Annotated in this window: 26 protein-coding genes and 1 tRNA gene; 12 read left to right on the top strand and 15 right to left on the bottom strand. The window is 68.2% G+C overall.

Features of this window, described 5'->3' with window-relative positions; translation table 11 throughout:
* Nucleotides 1-50: 50 nt before the first annotated feature.
* Together CJZ80_RS01470 and CJZ80_RS01465 are read left to right on the top strand one after the other, a co-directional pair.
* Nucleotides 51-1,751, top strand: a complete 1,701-nt coding sequence (locus CJZ80_RS01470; RefSeq protein ID WP_094510294.1) for a Ppx/GppA phosphatase family protein — start codon at nt 51-53, stop codon at nt 1,749-1,751.
* Between the two features lie 84 nt (nt 1,752-1,835).
* The gene (locus CJZ80_RS01465; RefSeq protein ID WP_369802965.1) at nt 1,836-2,342 is read left to right on the top strand and encodes a tellurite resistance TerB family protein; all 507 of its coding nucleotides are present in this window, start codon (nt 1,836-1,838) and stop codon (nt 2,340-2,342) included.
* 74 nt (nt 2,343-2,416) lie between these two features.
* On the opposite strand, the gene CJZ80_RS01460 is transcribed toward CJZ80_RS01465, so the two are convergent.
* Nucleotides 2,417-2,488 (bottom strand) — tRNA-Val (locus tag CJZ80_RS01460).
* Nucleotides 2,489-2,568: 80 nt separating this feature from the next.
* Between CJZ80_RS01460 and CJZ80_RS01455 the strand changes: the two genes are divergently transcribed.
* Together CJZ80_RS01455 and CJZ80_RS01450 are read left to right on the top strand one after the other, a co-directional pair.
* On the top strand, nt 2,569-3,441 hold the full coding sequence (locus tag CJZ80_RS01455; RefSeq protein WP_233132705.1) for an EamA family transporter: 873 nt from the start codon (nt 2,569-2,571) through the stop codon (nt 3,439-3,441).
* A 79-nt stretch (nt 3,442-3,520) separates the two neighbouring features.
* Entirely contained in the window at nt 3,521-5,017 is a 1,497-nt protein-coding gene (locus CJZ80_RS01450) for an FAD-dependent oxidoreductase (protein WP_233132704.1), read from the top strand.
* Here the strand turns inward: CJZ80_RS01450 and cobM are convergent.
* The 4 genes from cobM to petC all read right to left on the bottom strand — a co-directional run bounded on the left by cobM (nt 4,960) and on the right by petC (nt 8,269).
* Complete coding sequence (gene cobM, locus CJZ80_RS01445) at nt 4,960-5,832, bottom strand: precorrin-4 C(11)-methyltransferase (protein WP_094510291.1); 873 nt, start codon at nt 5,830-5,832, stop codon at nt 4,960-4,962. The genes CJZ80_RS01450 and cobM overlap by 58 nt on opposite strands.
* A complete protein-coding gene (lgt, locus tag CJZ80_RS01440; RefSeq protein ID WP_094510290.1) occupies nt 5,829-6,692 on the bottom strand; it encodes a prolipoprotein diacylglyceryl transferase in 864 nt (287 codons plus the stop codon). Before lgt ends, cobM begins: the two co-directional genes overlap by 4 nt.
* A 63-nt stretch (nt 6,693-6,755) precedes the next feature.
* Nucleotides 6,756-7,688: a cytochrome f gene (petA, locus tag CJZ80_RS01435; RefSeq protein WP_094510289.1), complete on the bottom strand. Its 933-nt coding sequence runs from the start codon at nt 7,686-7,688 to the stop codon at nt 6,756-6,758.
* A 44-nt stretch (nt 7,689-7,732) separates the two neighbouring features.
* Nucleotides 7,733-8,269, bottom strand: coding sequence for a cytochrome b6-f complex iron-sulfur subunit (gene petC / locus CJZ80_RS01430; RefSeq protein ID WP_094510288.1), 537 nt, complete (start codon nt 8,267-8,269; stop codon nt 7,733-7,735).
* A gap of 99 nt (nt 8,270-8,368) precedes the next feature.
* Between petC and CJZ80_RS01425 the strand changes: the two genes are divergently transcribed.
* A complete protein-coding gene (locus CJZ80_RS01425; protein WP_094510445.1) occupies nt 8,369-8,770 on the top strand; it encodes a DUF3067 family protein in 402 nt (133 codons plus the stop codon).
* An 8-nt stretch (nt 8,771-8,778) separates the two neighbouring features.
* Here CJZ80_RS01425 and tatC read toward each other — a convergent pair whose 3' ends face one another.
* Both tatC and CJZ80_RS01415 read right to left on the bottom strand, forming a co-directional pair.
* A complete protein-coding gene (gene tatC, locus CJZ80_RS01420; RefSeq protein WP_094510287.1) occupies nt 8,779-9,567 on the bottom strand; it encodes a twin-arginine translocase subunit TatC in 789 nt (262 codons plus the stop codon).
* A complete protein-coding gene (locus CJZ80_RS01415) occupies nt 9,564-11,276 on the bottom strand; it encodes an NFACT family protein (RefSeq protein WP_094510286.1) in 1,713 nt (570 codons plus the stop codon). The genes tatC and CJZ80_RS01415 overlap by 4 nt, the downstream gene beginning before the upstream one ends.
* A gap of 104 nt (nt 11,277-11,380) precedes the next feature.
* Between CJZ80_RS01415 and gmk the strand changes: the two genes are divergently transcribed.
* Nucleotides 11,381-11,965 carry a guanylate kinase gene (gene gmk / locus CJZ80_RS01410; RefSeq protein WP_094510285.1) on the top strand — a complete coding sequence of 195 codons (585 nt, stop codon included), beginning with the start codon at nt 11,381-11,383 and terminating at the stop codon, nt 11,963-11,965.
* 92 nt (nt 11,966-12,057) lie between these two features.
* On the opposite strand, the gene psaJ is transcribed toward gmk, so the two are convergent.
* Nucleotides 12,058-12,174, bottom strand: a complete 117-nt coding sequence (psaJ, locus tag CJZ80_RS01405) for a photosystem I reaction center subunit IX (RefSeq protein ID WP_011935127.1) — start codon at nt 12,172-12,174, stop codon at nt 12,058-12,060.
* Between the two features lie 49 nt (nt 12,175-12,223).
* Nucleotides 12,224-12,703, bottom strand: a complete 480-nt coding sequence (locus CJZ80_RS01400) for a Photosystem I reaction center subunit III (protein WP_094510284.1) — start codon at nt 12,701-12,703, stop codon at nt 12,224-12,226.
* 76 nt (nt 12,704-12,779) lie between these two features.
* Here CJZ80_RS01400 and tsaD point away from each other — a divergent pair, with 76 nt between their 5' ends.
* Nucleotides 12,780-13,877: a tRNA (adenosine(37)-N6)-threonylcarbamoyltransferase complex transferase subunit TsaD gene (gene tsaD / locus CJZ80_RS01395; RefSeq protein ID WP_094510283.1), complete on the top strand. Its 1,098-nt coding sequence runs from the start codon at nt 12,780-12,782 to the stop codon at nt 13,875-13,877.
* 38 nt (nt 13,878-13,915) lie between these two features.
* On the top strand, nt 13,916-14,155 hold the full coding sequence (locus CJZ80_RS01390) for a hypothetical protein (RefSeq protein ID WP_094510282.1): 240 nt from the start codon (nt 13,916-13,918) through the stop codon (nt 14,153-14,155).
* 41 nt (nt 14,156-14,196) lie between these two features.
* Here CJZ80_RS01390 and CJZ80_RS01385 read toward each other — a convergent pair whose 3' ends face one another.
* Nucleotides 14,197-15,366, bottom strand: coding sequence for a type IV pilus twitching motility protein PilT (locus CJZ80_RS01385; protein WP_094510281.1), 1,170 nt, complete (start codon nt 15,364-15,366; stop codon nt 14,197-14,199).
* A gap of 137 nt (nt 15,367-15,503) precedes the next feature.
* On the opposite strand from CJZ80_RS01385, the gene wecB reads away from it, so the two are divergent.
* The gene (gene wecB, locus CJZ80_RS01380) at nt 15,504-16,625 is read left to right on the top strand and encodes a non-hydrolyzing UDP-N-acetylglucosamine 2-epimerase (RefSeq protein WP_369802964.1); all 1,122 of its coding nucleotides are present in this window, start codon (nt 15,504-15,506) and stop codon (nt 16,623-16,625) included.
* 46 nt (nt 16,626-16,671) lie between these two features.
* Here the strand turns inward: wecB and CJZ80_RS01375 are convergent, their stop codons facing one another.
* Complete coding sequence (locus CJZ80_RS01375; protein WP_315856314.1) at nt 16,672-17,748, bottom strand: efflux RND transporter periplasmic adaptor subunit; 1,077 nt, start codon at nt 17,746-17,748, stop codon at nt 16,672-16,674.
* Between the two features lie 208 nt (nt 17,749-17,956).
* Here CJZ80_RS01375 and ychF point away from each other — a divergent pair, with 208 nt between their 5' ends.
* Together ychF and CJZ80_RS01365 are read left to right on the top strand one after the other, a co-directional pair.
* A complete protein-coding gene (gene ychF, locus CJZ80_RS01370) occupies nt 17,957-19,048 on the top strand; it encodes a redox-regulated ATPase YchF (RefSeq protein WP_094510279.1) in 1,092 nt (363 codons plus the stop codon).
* Between the two features lie 133 nt (nt 19,049-19,181).
* Nucleotides 19,182-19,520, top strand: coding sequence for a hypothetical protein (locus CJZ80_RS01365; RefSeq protein WP_094510278.1), 339 nt, complete (start codon nt 19,182-19,184; stop codon nt 19,518-19,520).
* Here the strand turns inward: CJZ80_RS01365 and CJZ80_RS01360 are convergent.
* A complete protein-coding gene (locus CJZ80_RS01360) occupies nt 19,476-20,717 on the bottom strand; it encodes an MFS transporter (protein ID WP_233132702.1) in 1,242 nt (413 codons plus the stop codon). The genes CJZ80_RS01365 and CJZ80_RS01360 overlap by 45 nt on opposite strands.
* A 20-nt stretch (nt 20,718-20,737) precedes the next feature.
* Here CJZ80_RS01360 and CJZ80_RS01355 point away from each other — a divergent pair, with 20 nt between their 5' ends.
* Entirely contained in the window at nt 20,738-22,288 is a 1,551-nt protein-coding gene (locus CJZ80_RS01355; RefSeq protein WP_233132701.1) for an alpha/beta hydrolase, read from the top strand.
* A gap of 95 nt (nt 22,289-22,383) precedes the next feature.
* Here the strand turns inward: CJZ80_RS01355 and CJZ80_RS01350 are convergent, their stop codons facing one another.
* Genes CJZ80_RS01350 through CJZ80_RS15870 form a run of 3 tightly spaced genes read right to left on the bottom strand, consistent with a single transcriptional unit; the run spans nt 22,384 to nt 25,428 of the window.
* Entirely contained in the window at nt 22,384-23,403 is a 1,020-nt protein-coding gene (locus CJZ80_RS01350) for an ABC transporter permease (protein ID WP_094510277.1), read from the bottom strand.
* Entirely contained in the window at nt 23,400-25,040 is a 1,641-nt protein-coding gene (locus CJZ80_RS01345; protein ID WP_369802963.1) for an ABC transporter substrate-binding protein, read from the bottom strand. The genes CJZ80_RS01350 and CJZ80_RS01345 overlap by 4 nt, the downstream gene beginning before the upstream one ends.
* Entirely contained in the window at nt 25,021-25,428 is a 408-nt protein-coding gene (locus CJZ80_RS15870) for a hypothetical protein (RefSeq protein ID WP_369802962.1), read from the bottom strand. The genes CJZ80_RS01345 and CJZ80_RS15870 overlap by 20 nt, the downstream gene beginning before the upstream one ends.
* Nucleotides 25,429-25,465: the final 37 nt, after the last annotated feature.

Here is a 25,465-nt window from a genome sequence, read left to right as displayed (position 1 = left end):
CCGGCCCTGCAATGGCAAAGTGACGCCGACTGCGCCGGTTCCGACGGCTGATGGCCCGTTCCGATCCTTCTCCCGCAGCGGCGACGCTGAGCGCCTCAGCGACTGACTCGGCTCAGACAGAGGCGCCGGCTCAGCCGGCCGCTCTGGAGGCCCTGCCGGAGGCCGCCGAGCAGCGCCCGGAAGGGTCTGGTCTGCGCCACGTGGCGGCCATCGACATCGGCACCAATTCCATCCACCTGCTGATCGCCGCCGTCGACCCGGTGTTGCGCACCTTCCGCGTGGTGCAGGCGGAAAAATCCACCACCCGCCTGGGCGAGCGCGATCCGGAAACGGGCGACCTCAGCACGGCGGCGATCGAGCGCGCCTTCCTGGCCCTGCGTCACTGCCGCGAGCTCGCCACCAGCCACGGGGTGGAGCAGATCCTCACTGCCGCCACCAGTGCCGTGCGAGAGGCCCCCAACGGCCGCCAGTTCGTGCAGGCGGTGCAGGAGCAGCTCGGCCTTGATGTGGAGCTGGTGAGCGGCCCTGAGGAAGCCCGGCTGATCTACCTGGGCGTGCTCTCGGGCATGGCCTTCGGCGATGACCCCCACCTCATCCTCGACATCGGCGGCGGATCGACGGAGCTGATCCTGGCCGACGGCCGTGATGCCAGGGAGCTCACCAGCACGCGGCTGGGTGCGGTGCGGCTGCAGCGGGATTTCATCACCCAGGATCCGGTGACGCCGGAACGGCTCAGTTTTCTGCGGGCCTTCATCCAGGGCTCACTGGAGCCGGCGGTGGACCGGGTGAAGCGGCGGCTACGGCGGGGGGAGCGACCGGTGATGGTGGCCACGAGCGGCACGGCCCTGGCCCTGGCCGCGCTCTGTGCCGCCAGCGAGGAGCGCCCGCCGACGCGGCTGCAGGGCTACCGGGTGAGCCGGGAGCGCATCGACGCCCAGGTGAACCAGCTGGCCACGCTGACCCTGGAGCAACGCAAGGCGCTGCCACCGATCAATGAACGCCGGGCCGAGATCATCGTGCCGGGGGCCCTGGTGCTGCAGCAGGCGATGGCGATGCTGCAGGTGCGGGAACTGGTGATCAGTGAGCGGGCCCTGCGCGAGGGCCTGATCGTCGACTGGATGCTCCGCCACGACCTGATCGTGGACCGCTTCGCCTACCAGAGCGGCATCCGGCAGCGCACCGTGCTCGATCTGGCCCGGCGTTACCGGGTCGACCAGCGCCGCGCCGAACACGTGGCCAAGCAGGCCCTGCTGCTCTACGACAAGACCCGCGGCGTGCTGCACGACGACGCCGGCAACGGGCGGGCACTGCTCTGGGCCGCCGCCCTGCTGCACAGCTGCGGCCAGCACATCAACATCAGCGCCTACCACAAGCACAGCTGGTATCTGATCCGGCACTGCGACCTGCTGGGCTATTCCGAAAGCGAGCAGTTGATGGTGGCGGCGATCGCCCGCTACCACCGCAAGAGCCTGCCGAAAAAGCGCCACGAGGCCTGGCTGCAGATCCCCGGCCGTGACCAGCGGCGCACGGTGAATGCGATGGCGCTGCTGCTGCGGCTGGCCACCTCGCTGGATCGGCGGCCGGTGCCGGCCGTGGACGACCTGCGCATCCGCTGCCGTGGCGGCGAGCTGCGCATCGGCCTGATCTCCGCCGATCCAGCCCAGGATCTCAGCCTGGAGCGCTGGAGCCTGGCGGCCTGCCGGGAGCCGTTGGCGGAAGCCGCCGGCCTGCGGCTTGTGGTGGAATCCTGAGCTTGGTGGCGCTTGGTAGCGGAGCTCACACCACAGGCCCCAGCCGTTCGCCATGACAGATGGAGGCCTGCCTGAGCGGCCGCAATGGCGTTGGCTTCGATCACCGCCATGACTCCGCTGAAGGCAATGGCGCAGCTCCCAGCACAGGACGTGATGAACGCGATGCAACCAATGGATTCACCCACCGCCTTCGTGGCCGTGGCGCTGGCGGCCGTGTCCTGGGATGGGGTGCTCACCAAGGCAGGCTCGCGTGCTCTGCGCCATGCGCTCGATTACCGCGAACCCTTCCGCCATATGTCGGACGCTGAAATGATCCAGCTGTTCGACCGCCTGCTGGCCCAGCTGCGCCTGGAAGGCTGCCGCCAGCTCATGGAGCATGCCTCCGCCGTGCTGGATCCGCGGCAGCGACTCACGGCCTTCACCGTGGCTGCCGAGATCATGCGCTCCGACGGCGAGTTGGTGGCCGAGGAACAGCGGATCCTCGAGGATCTGGCCAGCCACCTCACCATCCCCGCCGCCCAACACGACCAGATCCTCCAGGTGATGGATCTGTTGCACGCCAGCCTGGTGGGAAATCCAGTGCTGGCTTGACTGAGCTGGCCTCTCCCGGACCAAAACAATTGAAAGTTTCCGGAGAATTGACTAGGGAAATAGTGGAGAAGTTATGGGCGATACTGGACTCGAACCAGTGACCCCTTCCGTGTGAAGGAAGTGCGCTACCGCTGTGCTAATCGCCCGCACCTCTGGATCTTAAAACACGGGCGGCGCCACCCAGCCTGTCCTTCCCCCGCTTCCTTTGCTGCTTCCCTGGCCCGCCTTGGCCCTGCTCACGGCCTGCTGCGAAAGCGGCCGCGATCTGGCCGTCCGCCGCCTGCTACAGCGCAGCGGCTGGACGGCGGCGCGGGTGATGGGCCTCAGCTGCCTGATCAGTGCCGCCCTGACCCTGCCATGGCTGCTGCTGGCCCCAGGCGGAGGCGGCTGGCCCAGCGACGGCACCCGTCTGCTGCTGGCCCTGGCTGCCGGGGGGCTGGTGAACGCCCTGGCCTTCTGGGCCTACGGGCGCGCCCTCGCCCGCGGCGACCTCAGCCTGGTGCTGCCCCTGATCAACCTCTCGCCCCTGGTGCTGCTGTTCAGCGGCTGGTGGCTGCTGGGGGAGCGGCCAGCACCGGCGGCCCTGGCGGGTGTGGCGCTGCTGGTGCTGGGAGCCCTGCTGCTGGGCCGCGGCACGGGTGGTGGCCTGCCCCTGCTGAGCAGTCCGGGGGCACGCTCGATGCTGCTGGTGGCCGTGCTGTGGGGCCTCGGCGCCGCCTTCGACAAGGTGGGGGTGAACGCTGGCGGCTCGCTCACCTGGGTGGTGCTGTTCAACCTGGTGGTGGCTGTACCGCTGCTGGCCCCCGAGCTCACCGGCTCAGGAGGGGGCACCGCACGGCTGGCTGCGGCAGCGACCTCTGAGGGGCTGCTGTTGTTGGTGTTGCTCTGCGGTCTCACCGGGGCGGTGGGCATGGTCTGCCAGATGGAGGCGCTGCGCCAGACCGCCGTGGTGCATGTGATCGCCATCAAGCGCCTGAGCACGCTGATGAGCGCCACGGTGGGCGTCACGCTGCTGGACGAACCGCGGGGCGGGCTGCGGCTGCCCGCCGCCGCATTGATGCTCGCCGGCGCCATTGCGGTGCTCAATGCAGCCCGTTGAAGCGCTCCGCCAATGGCTACGCCCGCCTGCACAGGATCGGCGAACATGGCCTGCGCACCCTCTGTTTCGCCGCTACCGCGTGTCTTCTGTCTCTCCGATCCGTGCGTCCGCCCCGGCCTCAACCTCCCCCCAGCCTGCGGGGCAGGGAACAGAGACCGCCAAGGCTCCGACCCCGCGGGAGGTGGACGTGCTGGTGGTGGGTGGTGGGGTCTGTGGCACGGCCTTGCTCTTCGAGCTCGCCCGCTACACCGACCTGCCCCGGCTGGCGCTGATCGAGCGCTATGAACAGCTGGCCCAGGTGAACTCGAAGGCCACCAGCAACAGCCAGACGATCCACTGCGGCGACATCGAGACCAATTACACCCTGGAGAAGGCGCTGCGGGTGAAGCGCACGGCTGAGATGGTCGTGCGCTTCGGCAACCTGCTGGAGGGCGAGGAGCGTGAGCGTTGCCTGTTCCGCACCCCGAAAATGGTGCTGGGGGTGGGCGAGCGGGAATGCGCCAGCCTGCGCCAGCGCTTTGAACTGTTTTCGCCTCACTTTCCGGCGATGCAACTGCTGGAGAAAGAGGACATCGCCGCCTGGGAGCCAGCGGTGGCGCTGGTGAATGGCGTGCCACGCAGCGAGGAAATGGTGGCGATCGGCATCCGCGAGGCCGCCACCGCCGTCGACTACGAAGCGCTCTCGGCCGCGTTCGTGCGCCAGGCCCACGCCGCTGTGGAGGGGAGCGCGCGCTGCATCGACCTGGCCCTCGGCACCAGCGTGGAGACGATCACCCCCGAGGGCGAGACATTTCTGGTGGAGACGCAGAGCAAGGCGGCGGGCCGCCAGCTCTGGCGGGCGCGGCATGTGGTGGTGAATGCCGGCGCCCACAGCCTGCTGATGGCCCAGCGCATGGGCCACGGACTGCGCTACTCCTGCCTGCCGGTGGCCGGCAGCTTCTACTTCACCCCCGAGTTGTTGAACGGCAAGGTCTACACGGTGCAGAACGACAAGCTGCCCTTCGCCGCCCTGCACGGGGACCCCGATGTGGGAGCTCCCGGCCAGACGCGCTTCGGCCCCACCGCGCTGCTGCTGCCCCTGCTCGAGCGCTACCGGCTCGGCTCGTTCTTCGAATTCCTTGAGGTGCTCAGGCTCGATCTGGCCGTGCTGGCGGTGTTGTGGCAACTGCTCGGCAACAGCGACATCCGTGCCTACATCGTGCGCAACCTGCTGTTCGAGGTGCCCTGGCTGCGGCGACGGCTGTTTCTGCGCGATGTGCGCAAGATCGTTCCCGGCATGGCGCTCAATGACCTGAGCTTCGCCGAAGGCTATGGAGGGGTGCGCCCCCAGCTGATCGACAAGCAGGCCCGCAAGCTGATGCTCGGGGAGGTGAGGATCGAAGCCGGGCCCGGGCTGGTGTTCAACGTGACGCCATCGCCGGGAGGCACCTGCTGCCTGGGGGTGGCAGCACTGGATCTCGAGGCGATCGTGGCGCGCAGCGGCTGCCGCTTCGCCCGCGAACGCTTTGAGGCCGAGCTCTACGGCAAGGACGCGGGGGAGGATTCAGCCAGCTGCCCGCAGTCGCTGGCGGCCTGATCGACAGGCAGTCCCTTCCCACCGGGGCGAAACAGATGGGTGTGGGAGGAGGAGTACAAACGCGAGCGGGCCTGCTGGGGGGCGTCGAGAGCAGGGCTTACCACGTAGAGGGTGGTGCGGATCAGCTGGCGTTGGCGGCTCGTTTCCGCCATCTCGCTCAGGGGCACCACAGTGATCCACTGGTCGGGCCAGCTGACGCGGTAGCCGATCGCCACCGGGGTGTCGGCGGCGTAGTGCGCCAGCAGCACCTCCTGCACCTCTTCCACATGGCGCGCGCTGAGATACAGGCAGAGGGAGGCCCCCAGGGCCGCCAGGCGTTCCAGGGATTCCTTCTCCGGCACGCCGGTGCGTCCGGAAGCCCGGCTGAGCACGATCGTCTGCACCAGGCCGGGGATGGTGAGCTCAGTCTGCAGCGCTGCCGCCGTGGCCTGATAGGCGCTGAGACCCGGGACCACCTCCACCACCAGGCCCGCCTCGGTGAGCCTGCTGACCTGCTCCGCCAGTGCCCCGTAGAGGCAGGGGTCGCCATCGTGGAGTCGCACCACCCGCTTGCCGGCGCGGGCCCGCTCGATCAGCACCTCAAGCACCTGCTCGAGGGTGAGGGTGCTGGTGCGGATCCGTTCAGCGCTCGCCGGGGCCAGGGCTGCGATCTGGGGCGACACCAGGGAATCGGTCCAGACGAGCACCTCGGCCGCTTCGATGGCACGGGCTGCCCGCAGCGTGAGCAGATCAGGGGCGCCGGGCCCTGCTCCCACGATCGTGACCGCCGCCGGTTCCGACGGGGTGGCTTCCGGCTGGCTGGGGAAAGTGGTCAAGGGTTGGTGCCCTGGAAAGGTTCACTGGGGCCAGACTCGCTCTGAAGGCGACGGGCTCCGCGGTAGAAGCAGATCAGGCCGATCGATCCGGCCGCGATCAGCAGCAGGCTCATCAGCTGCGCCATGCGCAGGCCGCCTTCGCAGAAGGGCGGGGTGGAGAACAGGCAGAGCGGATCGATGCGCAGTCCTTCGATCCAGAAGCGGCCCAGGCTGTAGCTGATCAGGTAAATGCAGCTGAGCGCCCCGGCAGGCAACGCGATGCGGCCCCGCGAACCAAGCTGGAACAAGGTGAGCAGCAACGCCACCACCGCCAGGTTCCAGAGCGATTCGTAGAGAAAGGTGGGGTGGAAGAACTGCTCGTCGACGAAGGTGGCCGGCCTGTTCACCGCTGGAATGAACAGCCGCCAGGGGAGATCCGTGGGCAGGCCGAAGGCTTCGGAGTTGAAGAAGTTGCCCCAGCGGCCGATCGCCTGGCCCAGGGCCACCGAGGGAACGAGCACATCGAGCAGATTCCAGAAGGCGAGCTTGCGCCAGCGGCAGTAGACCACCACCGCCAGTGAGCCGCCGATCAGGGCGCCATGGATGGCAATGCCCCCCTGCCAGATGGCCAGGGCATCCAGCCAGTTGAGCTGATACTGGCGCCACTCCAACACCACGTAGTAGAGGCGGGCACCGAGCACAGCAGCAAGGACCAGAATCGGCAGAAGGTCGGCGATCATGGCCGGCTCGATGCCGCGCCGCCGGCCCAGCCTGGTGGAGAGCATCAGGCCGAGCAGCACCGCCACGGCAATCAGCAGGCCATACCAGCGCAGGGAGAAAGGCCCCAGCTGGAAGAGCAGGGGCCCCGGTGAAGTGAACATTGCCGTCGGCAGGGCTGGGGGAAGAAGCGCCAAGGGAAACGGCTCAGCAGATGGGGGTCAGCCTCAGACGCCTTCGGCAGCCTGCACTTTCTCCACCTGCTTCTTCTTCAGCACCAGCATGATCTGGGCGAGAGCAACGGCGGCGAAGAAAGCGAGCATGCCGTAGATGCGCACAGGGTTCTGCAGCACGATCTCGGAATCCAGCTGACCGAAGCCGCCCACATTGGGATCTTCCGAAAGGGGTCCGTTGAGCACCACGTCATCGCCCACAGCCACAGCAAGGGCAGGGCCAGCCGGAATGGTTTCACTCACGGTGGTGCCGTCGGCGGTGCGGATCTCCACGACGCTGGCGCCGTTCTCACCGGCGGTGATGGCACTCACGGTGCCGGCGGCAGGAGCTGTGAAGACGCCGTTGTTGCTCTTCTCACCGGTGGGGTACACCTGGCCACGGCCACGGTTGCCACCCACGTGCACCGAATACTTGCCGAAGTGGATAGCGCTGTCGGTGGCGGGATCGGGGGAGAGGATCGGGAAGACGATCTCCTGGTGCTGATCACCCGGCAGGGGGCCCACCAGCAGGATGTTGGGCTTGTCGTCGCTGTACTGGGTCACGTAGACCCCGGCGGTTTCCTCTTTCAGCTCGTCGCTGAGACGATCAGCGGGAGCAAGGGTGAAGCCATCGGGGAGCATGAGCACCGCACCCACGTTGAGGCCCGTGCGGCTGCCATCGGCGGCCACCTGCTGAACGCTGGTGTCGTAGGGGATCTTCACCACCGCCTTGAACACGGTGTCAGGCATCACGGCCTGGGGCACTTCCACCTGGGTGGGCAGCTTGGCGAGGTGGCAGTTGGCACAGACGAGCTTGCCGGTGGCTTCGCGGGGGCTCTCGTAGTTCTGCTGGGCCCAGAAGGGGTAGGCCCAGGAGGCAGATGGCGCCAGGAAGAGGGCGGCCGAAGCCAGGACGGTGGAGAGCAGCAGGGAAAGGGTGCGGCGCATGGGGTGGGCGGACGGGCGACGGGAGGAGATGGACGGTCGGACGATCAGGCCCACCAGGGCTTTTCACCGGTGCGGAAATCGGTGTCGGTCCATGTGCTCAGGAAAACGTTGTCGCTTTCGACGGAGACGTTGGCCAGGGCAAGCGACAACGGAGCAGGACCACGCACCACCTTGCCGGTGGGGTCGTACTGGCTCCCGTGGCAGGGGCAGATGAATTTGTTGGCACCGCTGTTCCAGGGCACCACGCAACCCAGGTGGGTGCAGATGGCGTTGATGCCGTAGCTGCCGATGGCGTCGGGACCTTCCACCAGCAGGTAGGTGGGGTCACCTTTCAGGCCCTGCACGAGGCTGCGGTCACCCTCCTTGTGGGTGCTGAGCCAGCCCGAGGCGGTGACGTTGTTGCCCAGTTCATCCTTGGCGGTGGTGCCACCGCCACCGCCGGCGGGCCGGGGGGGAATGAAGTAGCGGGCGACGGGGTAGAGAGCACCCAGTGCGACACCAGTGACGGAGCCGAAAGTCAGCAGATTCATGAACTGACGACGGCCCATTCCGGGCACATCGCTCACTGGGATCTGGGTCATACGGAACGTTCCTGGGTGCCGAAGCAACGAGGCGCCCATTATGGACGTTGCCCTGGCCGTCACGTTTTGCCAGGACGCAGCTTGCGCCTGCGGCGCAACATGCTGTTGTGGAGTGTCCTCACCCTCGCCGCCGTGTCCCTGCCTGATCCGGCTGCTGAGCCCGGCTCCAGCGGCCGCTTCGCCCCCCTCCGGCTCGATGAAGTGCTGCAGGTGCTGCGTGAGCGCTGGCACGCGTCCTACGACCTCCAGCTTGTACAGCGGCGCGGCCGCCTCTACCTGCAGGTGATGTGGGCCTACCTGGAGCAGCAGTCCTTTCCACTCGATGCCGAGGGCTATGAGGCCAAGCTGCAGGAGCTGATCGAGCTGCTCAACGGCCTCGGGGTGGCCGATCAGGTGCGCCAGTGGCTCACCACCACCCGCGACAAACCCCGACTGGGACGGGCGATGAGCCTCACCCTGGAGCCGGCCGAGGGCGGGCGCAGCAGTGAATTCCTGCTCTGAACCTGGCCTCAGGCGCCGCTGGCCGCAGGCCGGAGCCGCTCGGTGAGGGCCACCAGGGCCACACCCACCAGGAACAGGGCCGTGATCGAGCCGGTGAGCAGCAGCATCGTGACGGGGTCGGTGGAAGGAGTGAGCACGGCGCCGGCCAGGGCCGCCACCAGCACCACCCAGCGCCAGGCTTTCAACATGGCTTCGGAGCGGATCAGGCCGAAGGCACCCAGCAGCAGTTGCAGCACCGGCAGCTGAAAGGCCAGGCCAGTGGCCACCATCAGCAGCAGCACGAAATCGAGGTAGCGCTCGATCGACCAGATCGGCTCGACCACATCCGCGCCGTAGCTGACCAGGAACCGCAGCGCCGCCGGCACCAGCGCCCACCAGGCGAAGGCAAGCCCTGCGGCGAACAGCACCGCCGACCCCGCCACGGCTGGCGCCACCAGTCGCCGCTCCCGGCGCGTGAGCCCCGGCAGCACGAAGGCCAGCGCCTCGTAGAGCACGTAGGGCAGCGCCAGCGTGAGCCCGGCATAACCAGCCACCTTGATCGACACGAACAGGAATTCACCCGGGGCGAGCTGGAGGAAGCGCATGCCCACGGCGGGCAGTTCCAGCAGCCGAACGAGCGGTTTCACCAGCAGCAGACAGCCGCCGGCCGCCACCACCACCGCCAGCAGGCTGCGCAGTACCCGCCGCCGCAACTCCTCGAGGTGGTCCACAAGGCTCATCTCCACCTCGGCGGGAAACTCATCCGCCGGTGGCACCCGGATCGGTGGGGGAGGTGCGGGGAGGGGGGAGTCGCTCATGGCGCAGGCGCTGGAGCTGAGCCTAAGGAGCGACTGCACAGGGTGGCGCCGCGGCCGGGATCGCCCCAGACCACCTCGCCGCCCCGGTGGCGCACGGTGCCGGGTCCGGCTCCGGCAATGCGCTGCAGTTGGTCGCTGGGCACCATCACCACGGGCACACGGGCATTGCCGCGGGCACGGCTGAAGCGGGCGGCCAGATCGGCCGCCGCCTGCAGGTCGGCGTCGGTGGCGGGAGCTTCCGAGCTCTTGAGCATCACGTGGCTGCCCGGGCACTCCTGGGCATGGAACCAGAGATCACCGCGCCGCGCCTGCCGCAGGCTGATCCATTCGTTCTGGCGATGGTTGCGGCCCACCTGCACGCGCAGCCCTCCGGCAGTGAGGAACTCCAGCGGTTGGCATGGCAGGGGATGCCGCCGGGCGCGCGCCTTGCTTCGTCCCTTGTCCCGCTCGCGGCCGCCGACGCTGAGCAGTTCCTCCACGTCGTCTTCGAGGGCGGCGAGATCCTCCAGCGCCCCGCGCAGGGCATGGGGGGTGGTCTCCTCGGGCCGGTGCAGCTCCAGAAAGGCCAGGCTGGCCTCAATGCGCTCCAGCTGCAGGTCGTGACGCTCCAGCAGGGTGGTGATCACGGCGGAGGAGCGCTGCAGGCGGCGCGCCTTCTTATAGAGAGCCTGTGCCTCAGCCACCTGCTCGCGGCTGGGGTCGGCCAGACAGAGCAGGGCATCCGCCTGCCGCCGCAACTGGTCGCAGCCGGCGGCCTGCTCCAGCAACGCCTGCTGCTCGGCCCGCTGGGCACTCTGGCGATCCCGGGCCGTGAACAGGCGCCGCTGCAGCTGATCGTGGCGCAGCTGGAAGGCCTGGGCTGTCAGCTGCCGGTCGTAGAGCTGCGCCAGCGGGCGCCCCACCGGGCCGGCCAGCTCGGCGCCCCAGCAGCGGTAGGCGGTGGCTCCACCGGTGACGAAGCCAAAGCGGTCCGCCGCCAGGTCGCCCAGCCATTGCTGCCAGGCCACCCAGAGGGCACTCCACTGCAGCTCGCTGAGCTGCTCCACCGGCAGCTTCAGCAGCGCCGTGGATGTGTCGGGATGATCGCCGGCCAACTGCAGGGCCAGGGCAGGACTGATCCCCTGGTAGCTCTGCAGCAGCGCCTTGCCCAGCGGCAGCGGCAGGAGCTGCAGGCGCCGACGCCAGTGCCACAGAGCTTCGCCGGCATCGGGGGGATCGGCCTGCAGGGGCGGCGGCGGGCTGTAGGTGTCGCCGCTGGCAATCGGCCTCAGCCGGGATTCGTTCGGCTTCACCTGGCGGCCCAGGGCCACCACCCGACGCTGGCCATCCAGGAGGAAGAGGTTGCTGTGGCGGCCCATCAGCTCCACCACCAGCGTGCGGCAGATCGCCTCACCGGGGCGGGGGGCAAAGCCCAGCTCCACCACCCGTTCCCAGCCGTGCTGATCGATCGCCACCAGCGCCAGGCCGCCCAGGCCGTGCTGCAGTTGCTGGGCCAGAGTGCTGCCCTCACCGCGCCGGGCGGGAGGGTCGATCGGCAGCAGGCGCGGCGCATCCGCCCACCAGCTCAGCTCCAGCCAGTGACGACCATCAAGTGCGCGAAAGCCGAGTTGGAGGTTGTGGGCGCTGGGCTGCTGGGCCTTCTCGAAGCGGCTGGGCAACAGCTGCGGCCGCAGCTCGGCAAGCACCGCCCGCAAGGTGGTGACGTCCATGGGTTGGAGCGTCCGGGAGGTCAAGGGAACCGCGTGGACAGGGATGCCCCTTACTCTGCTGGCTCACGTGCGAGGGCCTGATGGCGGAGGCAGCGGCAGTGGCAATGGCAGCAACAAAGGCAGCAGCGGCGGGTCCGGGACAACTCACGGTGATCACCGGCCCCAGCGGCGTGGGCAAGGGCACACTCGTGGCCGCGCTGCGCCGGCGCCATCCGCAGATCTGGCTGTCTGTGTCCGCCACCACGCGCGCGCCCCGCAGCGGCGAACAGGACGGGGAGCACTACTTCTTCATGAGCCGGGAGCAGTTCGAGCAGCAGGTGGCTGCCGAAGGGCTGCTGGAGTGGGCGGAATTCGCCGGCAACCTTTACGGCACGCCACGGGCGCCCGTCAGCGAGCATCTGGCCCAGGGGCAACCGGTGCTGCTGGAAATCGAACTGGAGGGGGCCCGCCAGGTGCGGCGCAGCTTCCCGCAGGGATTCCAGGTGTTTATCGAACCTCCGTCGCTGGAGGAACTGGAGCGGCGCATCCGCGGCCGCGGCACCGACGACGACAGCGCGATCGAACGGCGCCTGCGCCGGGCCCGGGAGGAACTGGCGGCCGCCGCTGAGTTCGACGCCGTGGTGGTGAACGGCGACTTGGACACCGCCATCGGCGAGCTGGAAGCCCTGCTGCAACTGGCCGGCAGCTGAAGCTCCAGCGCCAGCCACAACGTGCAAGTCACAAAAAAGCGGCCTTTACGGCCGCTTGTGACGTTCAGAGCCTCCGGCTGGAGGCCAGCGGATCAAAGGGGATGGAACAGAAGATCCGGGAAGAAGCGATTGAATTCGATCATGATTCCGGCGGTGACGGTGAACCAGATCGCAGCGAAAACAGGGGCTGTGGTGAGGAATTTCTTCATGGGCGTGCTCCGGATGGAGAACAGAGGGGTTGGTCGACTGAACCGAGATTCAGCGCGGTGAAACGGTGACCTTGGAATCGGATTCCAGCAGCTTGCCGCTGGTGAATTCGCTGAAGGCCGCCAGAGGCCAGGTGGCTGCAGCGATGGTGCTCTTCAGGGCGAGGGGCACATCGATCTGGATCTCGCGCATGGTGGCGTCCTTGCTGCCACGGATGGCCTGCAGGTACACGCGACCGGCCCAGCCGATGCAACCGGCGATGTAGAGGAAGGCGATGCCAGGGATCATGAAGTCGCCGGCATGGCTCCAGCGGCCATCAACGATCAGGTGGGGCAGGCCATCGGTGCCGCACACGGCCTGGCTGTACATCTCGAAGCGGGCTTTGGCCTGCGGAGTGGCAGCGGCGGCGGCACGCTGCTGAAAGCGGGGGCTTTCGGAGCAGGGGGTGAGCCCGGCCACATCGGCATGGGCCACAGGGGCGAAGCCGAAGATCAGCAGGGCGGAAATCAGAACGGCGAAAAGGCGGCGCATCGTATCCGGATCCGGGGAAAGGCCTGCCAGCGGGCAGGATGTCACTTGCGGAGAGTAAGGGAGGCCATGGAGGCACTTGAACACCGTTCTGGCCGTCGAAACAAGTTGTGACGAGTCAGCGGCGGCCGTGGTGCGCGGCGAGCAGGTGCTCGCCAGTGCCGTGGCTTCCCAGATCGCCGAACATGCTCGCTGGGGAGGTGTGGTGCCCGAGATTGCCTCGCGGCGGCACGTGGAGGCGCTGCCCCAGTTGATCGCCAGTGTGATGGCCGAATCCGGCCTCGGCTTCGCCGACCTCGACGGCATCGCCGCCACCGTGGCGCCGGGCCTGGTGGGGGCCCTGCTGGTGGGCTCGGTCACAGCCCGCACGCTGGCGCGGCTGCACGATCGTCCCTTCGTGGGGGTGCACCACCTCGAAGGCCATCTCTGTTCCGTCCACCTGGGAGACCCCCTGCCGGAGGGTCCGTTCCTGGTGCTGTTGGTGAGCGGCGGCCACACCGAGCTGATCCGCGTCGACGGCGCCGGCCACTACCGGCGGCTTGGCCGCAGCCACGACGACGCGGCCGGCGAGGCCTTCGACAAAGTGGCACGGCTGCTTGGGCTGGGGTATCCCGGCGGTCCGGCGATCCAGGCGGCCGGAGCGCTGGGGGATCCCCTGCGCTTTCCACTGCCGAAAGGGCGCGTGTCGAGGCCGGAAGGGGGCTACCACCCCTACGACTTCAGCTTCAGCGGGCTGAAGACGGCCGTACTCCGCCTTGTGCAGTCGCTGCGCGCCGGCACCGGTGCCGCGGGGCCGGCGGATCCGCCTTCAACTGGGGAATTGGCTCCGCAGGACCTGGCTGATGTGGCCGCCAGCTTCGAACTGGCCGTGGTCGACGTGCTGGTGGAGCGCAGTTGCCGCTGCGCCCGCGACGAGGGACTCGGCACCCTGGTGCTGGTGGGCGGGGTGGCCGCCAACCAACGCCTGCGCCAGCGGCTGGAGGAACGCTGCGGCGCGCTGGGGCTGCACTGGCGCCGGGCACCACTTGCCTATTGCACCGACAACGCCGCCATGATCGGCGTGGCAGCAGCCCAGCGGCTTGCCGCCGGATCCAGCAGCAGCACGGCCCTGGGTGTGGCGGCCCGCCTGCCATTGCAGCAAAGCGACGCGCTCTACGAGCAACAGCCTTGCTTTTGATCCCTTTATGGTGGCCGAACCCGTTGTTAAGGGGGTGGATGGCTTCAGCTGACACCACAGAGAATGCACTGCTGCCGAACAGCTCTCTTGCAGCATCACCAGCCGCTGCTGAGGGGCTCGGCTCCAGCCAGCCCGTTGAAGTGGGGCCGGAAGAGCTGAACGCCTGGCGCCGGGGCTTCACCCCCCAAGCCGAGATTTGGAATGGCCGCCTGGCCATGCTCGGGCTCTCGCTGGGCATCGCCACCCTGCTGCTTCTCCGCCTGGCCAGGGCCCACTGAGCCAGGCCAAGTCAACAAACGTTTTGCCAGTGGACTCCGCCCTATTCGCGGCCTCGTAGGGCCTGGGAGAGCTCACCACGCTTGAGGCTCACGGCCAACGCCTCATCCGCACTCACTTTGCCTGCCACTACCAGCTCAAGAAGGGACTGGTTCAATGTTTTCATGCCTTCAAACGAACTGCGTTTCATGATTTCCTCCACCTCGTCGAATTCGCCGCGAAGGAGGTAATCCCGGCAGGCATCGGTGTTGATGAAAATGTCGTGGTAAGCGATTCGGCCACCTTCAGTCGTCTTGAGCAGCCCCTGCGAGATCACCGCCAACAACGATTCGGCCACACTTGTGCGGATTGATTTTTGTTCTTCGGACGGAAACATACCCAGCATCCGCTCAACGGTTTTTACGGCGGAGTTAGTGTGGAGCGTGCCGAAGACCAAGTGGCCGGTCTGAGCAGCCTCCAAGGCAGTGGAGAGGGTTTCCTGGTCGCGAATCTCCCCGATCAGCAACACATCAGGATCTTCCCGCAATGCCGCCCGCAGAGCAGTGGAGAACAACTTTGTGTGGTGGCCGATCTCACGCTGCCGCACCAGACAGGATTTGCTGACATGAACGAATTCAACTGGATCCTCAATGGTGAGGATGTGCTTCGACTGAGTTGAATTCATCCAATTGATCATTGCGGCTAGAGTGGTGGATTTGCCGCAGCCCGTGGGGCCTGTCATCAGGATCAGGCCCTTGGTGTACTTGAGAAGATGCTTAAAGACATCCGGAAACCCAAGGGATTCCAGTGTGGGGACCTCAAAGGGGATAAGCCGCAGCACCATGGCTGGGCCAAGAAGCGATTCAAAGAGGTTGATCCGCACCCTCACGAAACCGAAAGAATGTGATCCGTCGAATTCCTTATCGCTGCGAAAAGCCTGACGATCCTCCTGAGAGAGAATCTCATTCAGCCACTCCGAGAACCGTTGGTTCGTGATGATCGGCCAACCGGTCATCTGCATATCGCCGCGAAAGCGCAACCGCGGTTCCTCACCGACGCCGAGGTGCACATCTGAGCACTTGGCCTCAAAAGCCACGCGCACCACCTCCTCCAGTGTGCAGGGCGTAGCCACGGATGGCCGTGGTGGCGCTGGGGCCGGATCTACACCATCCACGCCGGCGGGGTGGGAGTCGGGCGCAGGCACCGAGCTAGGGGGAAACAGGGAACTGGTCATCGGCTGGACAGCATTGCAGCCATTTTGGGGCAAGTACTCGCCTGAGTTCACATGCAGCTGCTGATCGGTACGGGGATGCTCCGCCACGTGAATGCGACACCGGCTCTCCTTAGGATCGACACCCCCGCATGGGCTCTTTGATCACCACCGCTCCGCTCGTCAGCATCGTGCTGGGAACCAGGCCCGAAGCGATCAAGCTGGCACCGGTGATCCGCGCCTTCCAACAAGCCGAAGGCTTTCGCACCCGGGTGGTGCTCACCGGCCAACATCGGGAAATGGTGGCGCAGGTGATGGAGCTCTTCAGCCTCACCGCTGATCGCGACCTGGCCTTGATGACGCCCCGCCAGACGCTCACCCACGTGACCTGCGCCGCCCTGATGGGGCTGGAGCAGGACTTCACTGAGCACCGGCCGGATCTGGTGCTCGTCCAGGGCGACACCACCACCGCCTTCGCTTCCGCTCTGGCGGCGTTCTACCAGCAGATCCCCGTGGGGCACGTGGAAGCCGGCCTGCGCACTGACAACCTGCTTGACCCCTTCCCCGAGGAAGCCAACCGCCGGCTGATTTCCCAGATCGGCCAACTGCACTTCGCCCCCACCTCGGTGTCGGAGGCGAACCTGCTGGCCTCCGGGGTGGTGGGCCGGGTGCTGGTCACGGGCAACACTGTGATCGATGCGCTGCTGCTGATGGCGAAGCAGGCGCCGCTGCTGCAGCTTCCTGGCCTCGACTGGACCCAGCAGCGGGTGATCCTGGCCACCGTGCACCGCCGGGAGAACTGGGGAGAGCGTCTGCTCGCCATCGGTGATGGCTTCCTGCGACTGCTGGAGCAACACCCCGACACCGCCCTGCTCCTTCCGCTGCACCGCAACCCCACCGTTCGGGAACCCCTGCAGAAGATGCTGGGCGATCACCCGCGGGCCTTTCTCACCGAGCCGCTCGATTACGACGAGCTGGTGGGAGCGATCCGCGGTTGCACGCTGCTGCTCACCGACTCCGGCGGCCTGCAGGAAGAGGCCCCAGCCCTGGGCAAACCGGTGCTGGTGCTGCGGCGCACCACGGAACGTCCGGAAGCGGTGTCTGCCGGCACGGCGCGCCTGATCGGCACCGATGCGGCAGCGATCGCCACGGAAGCCGGGCGCCTGCTCGACGACCCTGCGGCCTACGCGGCCATGGCCATGGCTCACAACCCCTTCGGGGACGGCCAGGCGAGCGGCAGGATCGTGGCGGCCTGCCGTGCCTTCCTGGCAGAACGGAACTGAGCTGGCCACTGGCCTGAGCTGGCAGTGGGCCTGATCGGAGTGGGATTCAGCTGCCGGGGCGTTTCTTTGCCCAGGGAGGCAGATCGATGAACACCTGGGTACCCGGTTTGAGGCCGGAGAGGATCTGGGTGTTTCGGCCGCTGCTGGAGCCGAGCGTCACCGGCTGGAAGGTGGGCTGGTTGTTCTTGCCCACCAGCAGCACCCCAGGCCGCCCTTCCTCGGTGACCACTGCCACAGTGGGCACAAGGGTCTGAGCCGGCAGGGTGCCGGTCTTGAAGTCGATGTCGGCGGTCATGCCGATCCTCAGCTCGCTGTGGGGATCGGTGAACAGCAGCTTCACATCGAAGGAGGTGACGTTGTTGATCTTCACCGCCCGGGGGGCGATCTGGCGCACGCGCGCGGTGAAGCGGCGGTCCGGGAAGGCATCCACCCGCACGGTGGCGATCTGGCCGAGGCGGATGCGGCCGATGTCGCTTTCCGGCACCTTGGCCACCGCCTCCAGGCCGCGGGCGAGCTCCACCACCGATGAACTGGACGCGCCCGCGTTAGCGGAGGCGGAGGTGGTGGGGGTGACGAAGGCTCCGGGGTCGGCGAACCGCTGGGTGATCACGCCATTGAAGGGGGCGCGGATCGTGAGCTCGCCGCGTTCAACGTCCCGCTGAGCGTTGCGCTGCCGGGCTGCATCAAGGGCCGCCTTGCTGGTGAGCATGCGGGTGCGAAAGCTGACGATGTCGTCCTGACTGATCGCGCCCTGCTGATACAGCTTCTGGCGACGTTCGAACTCCGAGCGGCTGCGGGCGTACTCGGCGGCCGCCTGCCGCTCTTGGGCCAGCAGTTCATTCTCCCGATCGCGAAGGTCACCGCTGTCCATCAGAGCGATCGGCTGGCCGGCCTGCACGAGATCGCCCTCATCCACGAACAGGTCGGCGAGCACGCCGCCCCGCTTGGGGCTGACGTTGACGCTGCGGGCCGCTTCCAGCTCCCCGCTGGAGGTGACGATGCCCGGCAGGCTGCCGCGCTCGGCCTTCACCACATAGGCGGCCAGCGACTGCTGCTGCTGGGTGGTGCTGCGCTGGCGCTGCCAGAGGGCCACACCGCCGATCACGAGCACTGCCGCGGCCACCCCTGCCCAGAGAGGCCAGCGCCGCTTTTTGGGACCGGGCCGGCGAGGGGCGGCCGGGACCGGTTGTTCCTGGGGCGGTGTCAGCACCGGCGCAGGGCGAAGGTCGGAGCGGGGAATGACGGTCAGCGGTCGCTGTAACCAGTCTTGATGGTCGCGGCGAAAAACGTGGCCATGGGAGGCCCGGGGGGCGCCGTTTAGATTTAGCCCCATGCTTAAAGCCGGAATCGTGGGGCTGCCCAACGTGGGCAAATCCACCCTCTTCAATGCCCTGGTGGCCAACGCCCAGGCCCAGGCCGCCAACTTTCCGTTCTGCACGATCGAGCCGAACGTGGGCTCCGTGGCGGTGCCCGACGGGCGCCTGAAAATGCTCTCAGACGTTTCCAGTTCCCGCGAGATCGTGCCAACCCGGGTGGAGTTCGTCGACATCGCCGGCCTGGTGAAGGGCGCCAGCCAGGGCGAAGGGCTCGGCAACAAGTTCCTCGCCAACATCCGCGAGGTGGACGCGATCGTGCACGTGGTGCGCTGCTTTGAGGACGACGACGTGATCCACGTGGCTGGTCAGGTGGATCCCGCCCAGGACGCCGAGATCATCAATCTGGAACTGGCTCTCGCTGACCTGACCCAGGTGGAGAAGCGGCGGGAACGGCTCAAGAAGCAGGCTCGCACCAGCAAGGAAGCCCAGGCAGAAGACGAGGTGCTGGGCCGCATCGCCGCTGCGCTGGAAGCCGGCGCACCGGCACGCGGGGTTGCCCTCGGCGCCGACGAGCGCGAGACGATCCGTCCGCTCGGCCTGCTCACCCTCAAGCCGATCATCTACGCCACCAACGTGTCGGAAGACGACCTGGCGGCAGGCAACGGCCACAGCGAGGCCGTGGTGGCCCTTGCCCAGCGTGAAGGGGCTGAGGTGGTGCGGATTTCGGCGCAGGTGGAGGCGGAACTCGTTGAACTCGGCGAAGCCGAGCGCGCCGACTATCTCGACGGGCTGGGGGTGAGCGAGGGCGGGTTGCAGAGCCTGATCCGCGCCACCTATCAGCTGCTCGGCCTGCGCACTTACTTCACCACCGGCGAAAAGGAAACCCGGGCCTGGACGATCACAGCCGGCATGACCGCGCCTCAGGCCGCCGGCGTGATCCACACCGATTTCGAACGGGGCTTCATCCGCGCCCAGACCGTGGCCTACGCGCAGTTGATCGAAGCGGGCTCCCTGTCGGAAGCACGCAACCGAGGCTGGCTGCGCAGCGAGGGCAAGGAGTACGTGGTGGCCGAAGGCGACGTGATGGAGTTCCTGTTCAACGTCTGAAGCGGTTTCAACTTCAGCAGACGTTTCGGCGGCTGATGCAGGCGCAGAGCATTGAGCCGCCCTCCTCTTTGGCTTCCGTGACCGGGGCGGCGGCCGCCTTCGGCGAGAATGGTGTCCGACGAGGCGAAGCCTGATGAACCCCTCCCAGGAGCCCTCTGCTGGCAGCGCGGCAGCGCCTGCAAATCTGCCTGCCGCTGAGCCGCCGCTGGACGAGGTCACAGGCGCCACCGCGGCGCCCCCTGACCGAGGTGCGGGATCCGCCACCGGTGCGCGCAATGCCGGCGCACACAACTTCGACATTCAGAAGGAACTGCACCAGCGCATCCGCAACGACCCCGACTACGACGACTGGGAGTACGGCACCGAGCCCCTGCCTCACGAGCAGCAGGGCTGGATCTCCCGGCCCGCCCCTGGCGGGGCCGGGGCCTCAGATCACACTGGAGGGGCTGGCGTGGGGGTGGACGCGGGCTAAGGGACGCACCAGGGTGAGGCCCAGCAGGCAGAGCGCCGCCATCGCCAGCCAGAGGCCGCCCCCATGCCGCTGCTGATCGAGGAACAGGCCCGCCACCTGCGGCGCTACGAAGGCACTCAGCGCAAAACACTGCGAGAACAGCGCCATGGCCATGCCTTGATGGGCGGGGGGCGTGATCTCCACCACCGCTTCGGTGGCCGTGGGCAGAAAGGCGGCCACAGCCGCCGCCAGCGGCAGCTGGGCCAGCAGCAGCACCGTGAGGCTGTGCCAGCCCAGGCTGGAGAAGGCCAGCAGGGAGCTGCCGAGCGCGAAGCCCAGCAGGCTCAGTCCGAGCCCGAAGGCCACCGAACGCTCTGACAGCCAGCGCCCCAGCGGCCATTGCAGGGCCAGCAGGAGCCCCAGCTGCAGCGCAAGCAGCAGGGCACCGGTGCTCTCCGGCAGGGGAGGGCGGGCCAGCCCGCCTCGCACCAGATCCAGGGGCAGGGCGCCCTGCAGCAGGGCCACCATGCCGGTGGACAGCACCGTCATCGCCAGCAGGGGCAGCAGGGGCCGCACCCATCCCTGCCAGGAATCGAGTCGGATGTCGGCACTGCGGACTGGTGCCGGCGGCAGCGGCCGGCGCAGCAGCAGGCTCAGCAGCACGACCATGCAGGCGATGTCGACGAGGAAGATGCCCCGCAAGCGGCCAAGGGCCGCCAGCCCGGAGCCGAGCAGCACGCCGGTGGCGATACCAAGCGCATCAGCGGTGCGCACCAACGCGAAGGCGCGGCTGGAGGGCAACGGCGCGCAGCTCTGGGTCACGGCAAGCTCGATCGCGGGCCACCAGAGCCCGAGGGCCAGTCCGATCAGCATCTGCCCGCTCATGTAGGCGGGGAAGCTGGTGGCGCTGTACAGGCGCGCGTCGGCCAGCACCGAGATCAAGGCGGCCAGCACGATCGGGCCATTGCAGGAGCGGCCGCGGTCGAGCCACCAGCCGCAGAGCAAGCGACCGGCCGTACCGGCCAATGCGGCTGCCGCCAGCCCCTGCCCGACCGCGGTGGCGGAGAAGCCGGCGTTGTGGAACACCACAGCGGTGAGATAGATCACGCCGCCGCCGCCAAGGCCGCTCAGCAGCCGCATCCAGCACAATTGCTGCAGGGGCGCGGGAAACTGGAGGAACCAGCCGAGGCCGCTTGCCCCTGCGCGACGTCGTGTCAAACCGGTTCCGACCGCTGTTCGTGCTTCTCACCAGTCTGCTGGTCGGGGGGGGCAGTCCGGCCAAGGCCGCAGATCAACTGATCGTTCGGCTCGACGGGTTCTCGCTGCCGATCGACATCGGCCAGCTGGAGGCTTGGAGCCGTGATCCCGGCTCCCGGGGCAACGACCTGGGCGTGTGGTTCGAGTTGCTCGACCCCCGCAGCCGCGAGGATCTGCGGCGCCTGTTGCTCACGCCGATCCTGGAGGAGCGCGACCTGGCTCTGCAGTTGATCCAGAGCTGGGCGGGCCGGCAGGTGGTCGAGGAGATGGGGGCACTGCTGAGCACCGACCAGAGCGGCAGCGGCCCTCTGCTGGTGAACACACTCCGCGGCCTGCTGCAACGCCCGGAACCGGTCACCCCGCTGAGCCTGCTGCGGGCCGTGCCCACCCCCCGGCTCACCCTGGAGGTGGATGAGGTGCTGAAGCTGGCGCAGCAATGGCGCCGGCAGGTGGAACTGCAGGGCCAGGCCCTGAGGCAGTTGCGTCAGCTGCGACTGCCCCTGACCGCCACCCCCAGCACCGCACGGGCGCCGGCCCTGCAGCCCACCGGCGCCGTTCCCATGCCCCGCCTGCTGGAACTGGCGGTGACCCACCGGCCCGACCCCCTCAAGATCGAGCTGTGGGAGGCAGTGGGGCCCGCTCGTGGCACCTACCTGCTGGTGATGCCGGGGCTGGGCAGCAGCGGCGCCCAGCTGAACTGGCTGGCCCGCGGGCTGGCGGAGCGCGGCTACCCGGTGCTGCTGATCGATGACCCCAGCAGCGACGAACACGTCGTGCGGCAACTGCTCGATGGGCAGCGCCCGCCCCCCGGCGCCGAGACGCTCCCCGCCCGCCTGGCGGATGTGGAGGCGGTGCTGAAAGCCGAGCAGGACGGCCGGCTGCCGCCCCTGGGCTCCTCCGCGGTGCTGCTGGGCCATTCGCTCGGTGGGCTGTCGGCTCTGATGGCCGGAGGCGCCCGACCCGTGGCGGGCCTCGACCAGCGCTGCAAGCAGGCGATGAGAGGGATCCCGCTCAACAACCTCTCGCGGCTGTTGCAATGCCAGCTGCCGGAGGTGCCCTTGCCGAAGGTGGGCAGCGGCGACGGGCGCGACCCGGTGGCGGCGGTGGTGAGCTTCAATCCCTTCGGAAGCCTGCTCTGGCCAGGCCGCGGCCTCGATCGCCTCAACGGCACGCCGCTGCTGATGGTGGGTGGCGGCCTTGATCTGGTCACGCCGCCGGTGGGCGAGCAGCTGGAGCTGTTCCTGCAGCAGCACAACCCCCGCAGCCGGCTGGTGATGGTGGAGGGAGGCAGCCACTTCTCGGTGGTGCGCCTCGGTGACGACAACCCCGCGCTGCTGCAGCTAGGCGAGGAGCTGGTCGGGGTGGAACCGCATCAGGTGCAGGAGCTGCTGCTCAACCTCACCGCCGACTTCCTCGGCTCCCTCGACGGGTCCGCTGCCCTGGCCAGCCAGCAGCGCCTGCAGGGCACCGTGCGGGCCTACGTGCTGGACCGGGAGGCAGCTCGCCACTGGCACCGGCGCCTCGACGGCTGAACGGCAACAGCGGGACGGGGCAGACCATCCGCTCCCACAGCAGGGCGCAAAAAGGCACCAGCGGCAGCGTTCAGCACCGGCTTCAGCAGCAAGCGTCAGAAACGAATCCGCGGATCCAGCAGGGCCACCAGCAGATCCACCACCACGCTCACCACCACCACCAGCGCCGCCACCACCACCACGATCCCCTGCACCAGGGGGTAGTCGCGCTGGGCGATCGCTTCCTGCAGCCGGAAGGCGATGCCCGGCCACGAATAGGTGACCTCAATCAGCAGGGCGCCACCGATCAGGGACGCCACGGTGATCCCGGTGATCGTGAGCACGGGCAACAGGGCATTCGGCAGGGCGTGGCGCAGCACGACCCTTGGTTCGCTCAGGCCGCGGCTGCGGGCCGCTTCCACGTAGTCGGAGCGGAGCGCCCGGCGCAGGTTGAGCCGCAGCGCGTTATCGAAGATGCCGCTGAGCAGCACGCCGAGCGTGGTGGCGGGCAGCACCAGATGCCGCACCGTGCCGCTGAACTGCTGCCAGTTGCCGGCAAGCAGGCTGTCGAACAGGTAGAAGCCGGAGCCGGTGGGCGGCAGCAGCGTGACCGGGAAGCGCCCACCCACCGGCAACCAGCCGAGCCAGACGGCGAACACCAGCTGCACCACCATCGCCGCCCAGAACGGCGGCAGGGCGTAGGTACCGATGCCGTAGAGGCGGCCGGCCAGATCGAGCTTGCCGTCGGGACGGGCGATGCCTGAGAACCCCACCGCCAGCCCCAGCACGGCGGCGATCGACAGCGCGCACACGCCCAGCTCCAGGCTGGCCGGCAGGCTCTGGCCGATCACCTGGGCCACCGGTGTCTGATTGGTGAGCGAGGCGCCCAGATCCCCGCGCAGCAAACCCAGCAGGAACTGGCCGTACTGGGTGAGCAGCGGCAGATCAAGCCCGAGTTGCTGGCGCAGGGCGGCGCGGGCCTCCTCTGGAGCGCGGATGCCGAGCAGGGCATCGATCGGGTCACCCGGAGCCAGCCGCAGCAGCAGGAACACCAGGGAGGCGATCAGCCAGAGCATCACCGGGCCAAGCAGCAGGCGGCTGGCGCCGTAGCGCAACAGCTGGGAACGGCGGCTCATGGGTGGCGCTCCTTCTGCAGCCGGCTGAACACCACCCGGCCGGCCCCATCGAAGCGGGGCGTCTGCAGGTTGGGGCGGGCCCAGGCGCGCGGGGCCACCAGCCAGACCGGGATGTAGGGGGAAGCCTGGGCCACCTGTTGCTGCAGGCGGCGCAGCAGGGCGACGCGCTCCTCGCCCTCCAGGCTTTCGCTGCGCTTGAGATCCTGCTCAAGACCCGGCTGGGTCCAGAAGCTGCCGCTGGCGGCGCTGGCCCCCTTGAGGCAGCGGTTGCCCTCTGCCTGCTCGCACCCCAACAGGGGAATCAGGTAGTTGTCGGCATCGGGGAAATCCCCCATCCACTCCAGCAGGATCGCCGTGAAGGCGCCCTCGCCGAGCTGCCGGTAGGCCGTGGTGGATTCCATCCCGCTGATCTCCAGCTGCACGCAGTCGCCGAGGTCACGGGCCAGCTGCTCCTTCCAGGTGAGCGCGAACAGGCGGTCGGAGGGGATGTTGGAGCGGAAGGTGAGGGGCACGCGCAACCGCCGGCCGCTGCAGTAGCCGGCCTGGCGAAACAGCGCACGGGCCTGGGCCGGATCGAAGGCAGGCCAGGCCTGCGGATCGGAGCCGGGGATCGTCGGGGGCACCAGCTCCCGCAGGGACGGGCGCAGCCCGTGGCTGACCCGCTGGCTGATCAGCTCCCGATCGAGGCCGAACGCCAGGGCGCGGCGCAGGCGTGGATCCTTCAGGGGCGGCTGGTCGCTGAGCAGCGTGAGATAGCCGATCTCCAGGGCCGGCCCCCTGCCTTCGCGCAGGGCGCCGGCCTCGGCCAGACGATGCAGCGACAGCTGCTGGTCGCCCTCCAGGCTGGTGGAGAGCAGCACATCCACCTCACCGCTGCGAAGGGCGCCGTAGAGGGCTGTGGAGTTGCTCAGGTTCACCAGATCGATGCCGCCATTGGCTGGCTTCGGCCCCCAGTAGTCGGCGAAGGGCTCCAGCCGCTGCTGCTGATCGTTGAAGAAGGTGAGCCGGTAGGGCCCGGTGCCCACGAAGCGCTCGTTCAGAAAGCGGCGGCCGTGGGCCCGGTAGGCCGTGGGGGACAGCGGCGTGAGATTCACCGCCGTGAGCAGCTGGGGCAGGGCCGTGAACGGGCGCCGCAGGCGCAGCTCCAGTTCGTAGGGCCCACTGGCCCGCACCGAGACGATCCGGTCGCCCAGCAGGTAACTCAGCTTGCCGATTGCCAGGAAGCGCTCCAGCGTGAACACCATGGCGGCGGCATCGAAGCGGCTGCCGTCGTGGAAGCGCACGCCCTGACGCAGCGTCACCCAGGCGGTGAGGCGATCGGCGCTGAGCCGGGGCGGCGCCACGGCCAGGCGCGGCTGCAGCTCGCCGTCGGGGCTGATCGCGTAGAGGGGATCGCCCAGAGCGCTCAGCAGTTGCATCGCGCCGATGCTGAAGGTGGCGGCCGGATCCACCGAATCAATGCGGCTGCGCCCCGCCACCACCAGCCGGTCCACCGGACGGACGGGCTGGCAGGCGGACAGCAGGCCCAGGCTCAGCATTCCCACCAGGGGAAGCGTCAGCCAGCGCTTCAGATCAGGAAAGGGGGCGATGGGGGGCGGTGACGCTCGCTGCGGCCATTCAAAGGCTCGGCTGGCCATTCAGGGCCAGGGAAGGCGGCCTGTTGTGAACCTGCTGCAAGGACACCTCGAACACTGGGGAGCCCCCCCGCGCCAAGGGCCAGCGGCGCACCCAGCAGCGGTCGTGGGGCGGATCCACGGCGATCACCTGGTACAGGTTCGAATCCGAGGCGAGGTGAATGCAATCACCCTGGTGGAGGCTCATCGGGCTGGTGCGGATTGAAGGGGTGTCCGTAGGGAGGGGGGTGGCGAGGGGGGATGGGGCCTGACGGCGCTGCGGGTCGCCCGTGGTGGGGGCGTGTGTCGACAGCATTTCGGGGCTGGAGAGGGGAAGGCGTTCGCTATGAACCTTAAGAAATCCCGGTGAGGGGATCGCGACCGAAGGATCGGTGCTGCTGATCACTCCCATCAGGTGAGGCCGCTCAGCATGTCCCGGCAGAGGGTTT

This window comes from Synechococcus sp. MW101C3, assembly GCF_002252635.1.
Classification (GTDB): domain Bacteria; phylum Cyanobacteriota; class Cyanobacteriia; order PCC-6307; family Cyanobiaceae; genus MW101C3.
The sequence above is the reverse complement of the archived record's forward strand: the minus strand, read 5'-3'. Positions and strand labels throughout refer to the sequence as shown.

Coding starts and splice junctions, on each gene's coding strand:
- gmk (WP_094510285.1), top strand. CDS start 11,381: ATGGCAGCAACAAAGGCAGCAGCGGCGGGTCCGGGACAACTCACGGTG.
- CJZ80_RS01365 (WP_094510278.1), top strand. CDS start 19,182: ATGAACCCCTCCCAGGAGCCCTCTGCTGGCAGCGCGGCAGCGCCTGCA.
- petA (WP_094510289.1), bottom strand. CDS start 7,688: ATGCGCCGCACCCTTTCCCTGCTGCTCTCCACCGTCCTGGCTTCGGCC.
- tatC (WP_094510287.1), bottom strand. CDS start 9,567: ATGAGCGACTCCCCCCTCCCCGCACCTCCCCCACCGATCCGGGTGCCA.
- psaJ (WP_011935127.1), bottom strand. CDS start 12,174: ATGAAGAAATTCCTCACCACAGCCCCTGTTTTCGCTGCGATCTGGTTC.
- CJZ80_RS01415 (WP_094510286.1), bottom strand. CDS start 11,276: ATGGACGTCACCACCTTGCGGGCGGTGCTTGCCGAGCTGCGGCCGCAG.
- CJZ80_RS01465 (WP_369802965.1), top strand. CDS start 1,836: ATGGCGTTGGCTTCGATCACCGCCATGACTCCGCTGAAGGCAATGGCG.
- ychF (WP_094510279.1), top strand. CDS start 17,957: ATGCTTAAAGCCGGAATCGTGGGGCTGCCCAACGTGGGCAAATCCACC.
- CJZ80_RS01350 (WP_094510277.1), bottom strand. CDS start 23,403: ATGAGCCGCCGTTCCCAGCTGTTGCGCTACGGCGCCAGCCGCCTGCTG.
- petC (WP_094510288.1), bottom strand. CDS start 8,269: ATGACCCAGATCCCAGTGAGCGATGTGCCCGGAATGGGCCGTCGTCAG.
- CJZ80_RS01345 (WP_369802963.1), bottom strand. CDS start 25,040: ATGGCCAGCCGAGCCTTTGAATGGCCGCAGCGAGCGTCACCGCCCCCC.
- CJZ80_RS01385 (WP_094510281.1), bottom strand. CDS start 15,366: ATGACCAGTTCCCTGTTTCCCCCTAGCTCGGTGCCTGCGCCCGACTCC.
- CJZ80_RS01425 (WP_094510445.1), top strand. CDS start 8,369: ATGCTGTTGTGGAGTGTCCTCACCCTCGCCGCCGTGTCCCTGCCTGAT.
- CJZ80_RS01390 (WP_094510282.1), top strand. CDS start 13,916: ATGGCTTCAGCTGACACCACAGAGAATGCACTGCTGCCGAACAGCTCT.
- lgt (WP_094510290.1), bottom strand. CDS start 6,692: ATGTTCACTTCACCGGGGCCCCTGCTCTTCCAGCTGGGGCCTTTCTCC.
- CJZ80_RS01400 (WP_094510284.1), bottom strand. CDS start 12,703: ATGCGCCGCCTTTTCGCCGTTCTGATTTCCGCCCTGCTGATCTTCGGC.
- CJZ80_RS01470 (WP_094510294.1), top strand. CDS start 51: ATGGCCCGTTCCGATCCTTCTCCCGCAGCGGCGACGCTGAGCGCCTCA.
- CJZ80_RS15870 (WP_369802962.1), bottom strand. CDS start 25,428: ATGGGAGTGATCAGCAGCACCGATCCTTCGGTCGCGATCCCCTCACCG.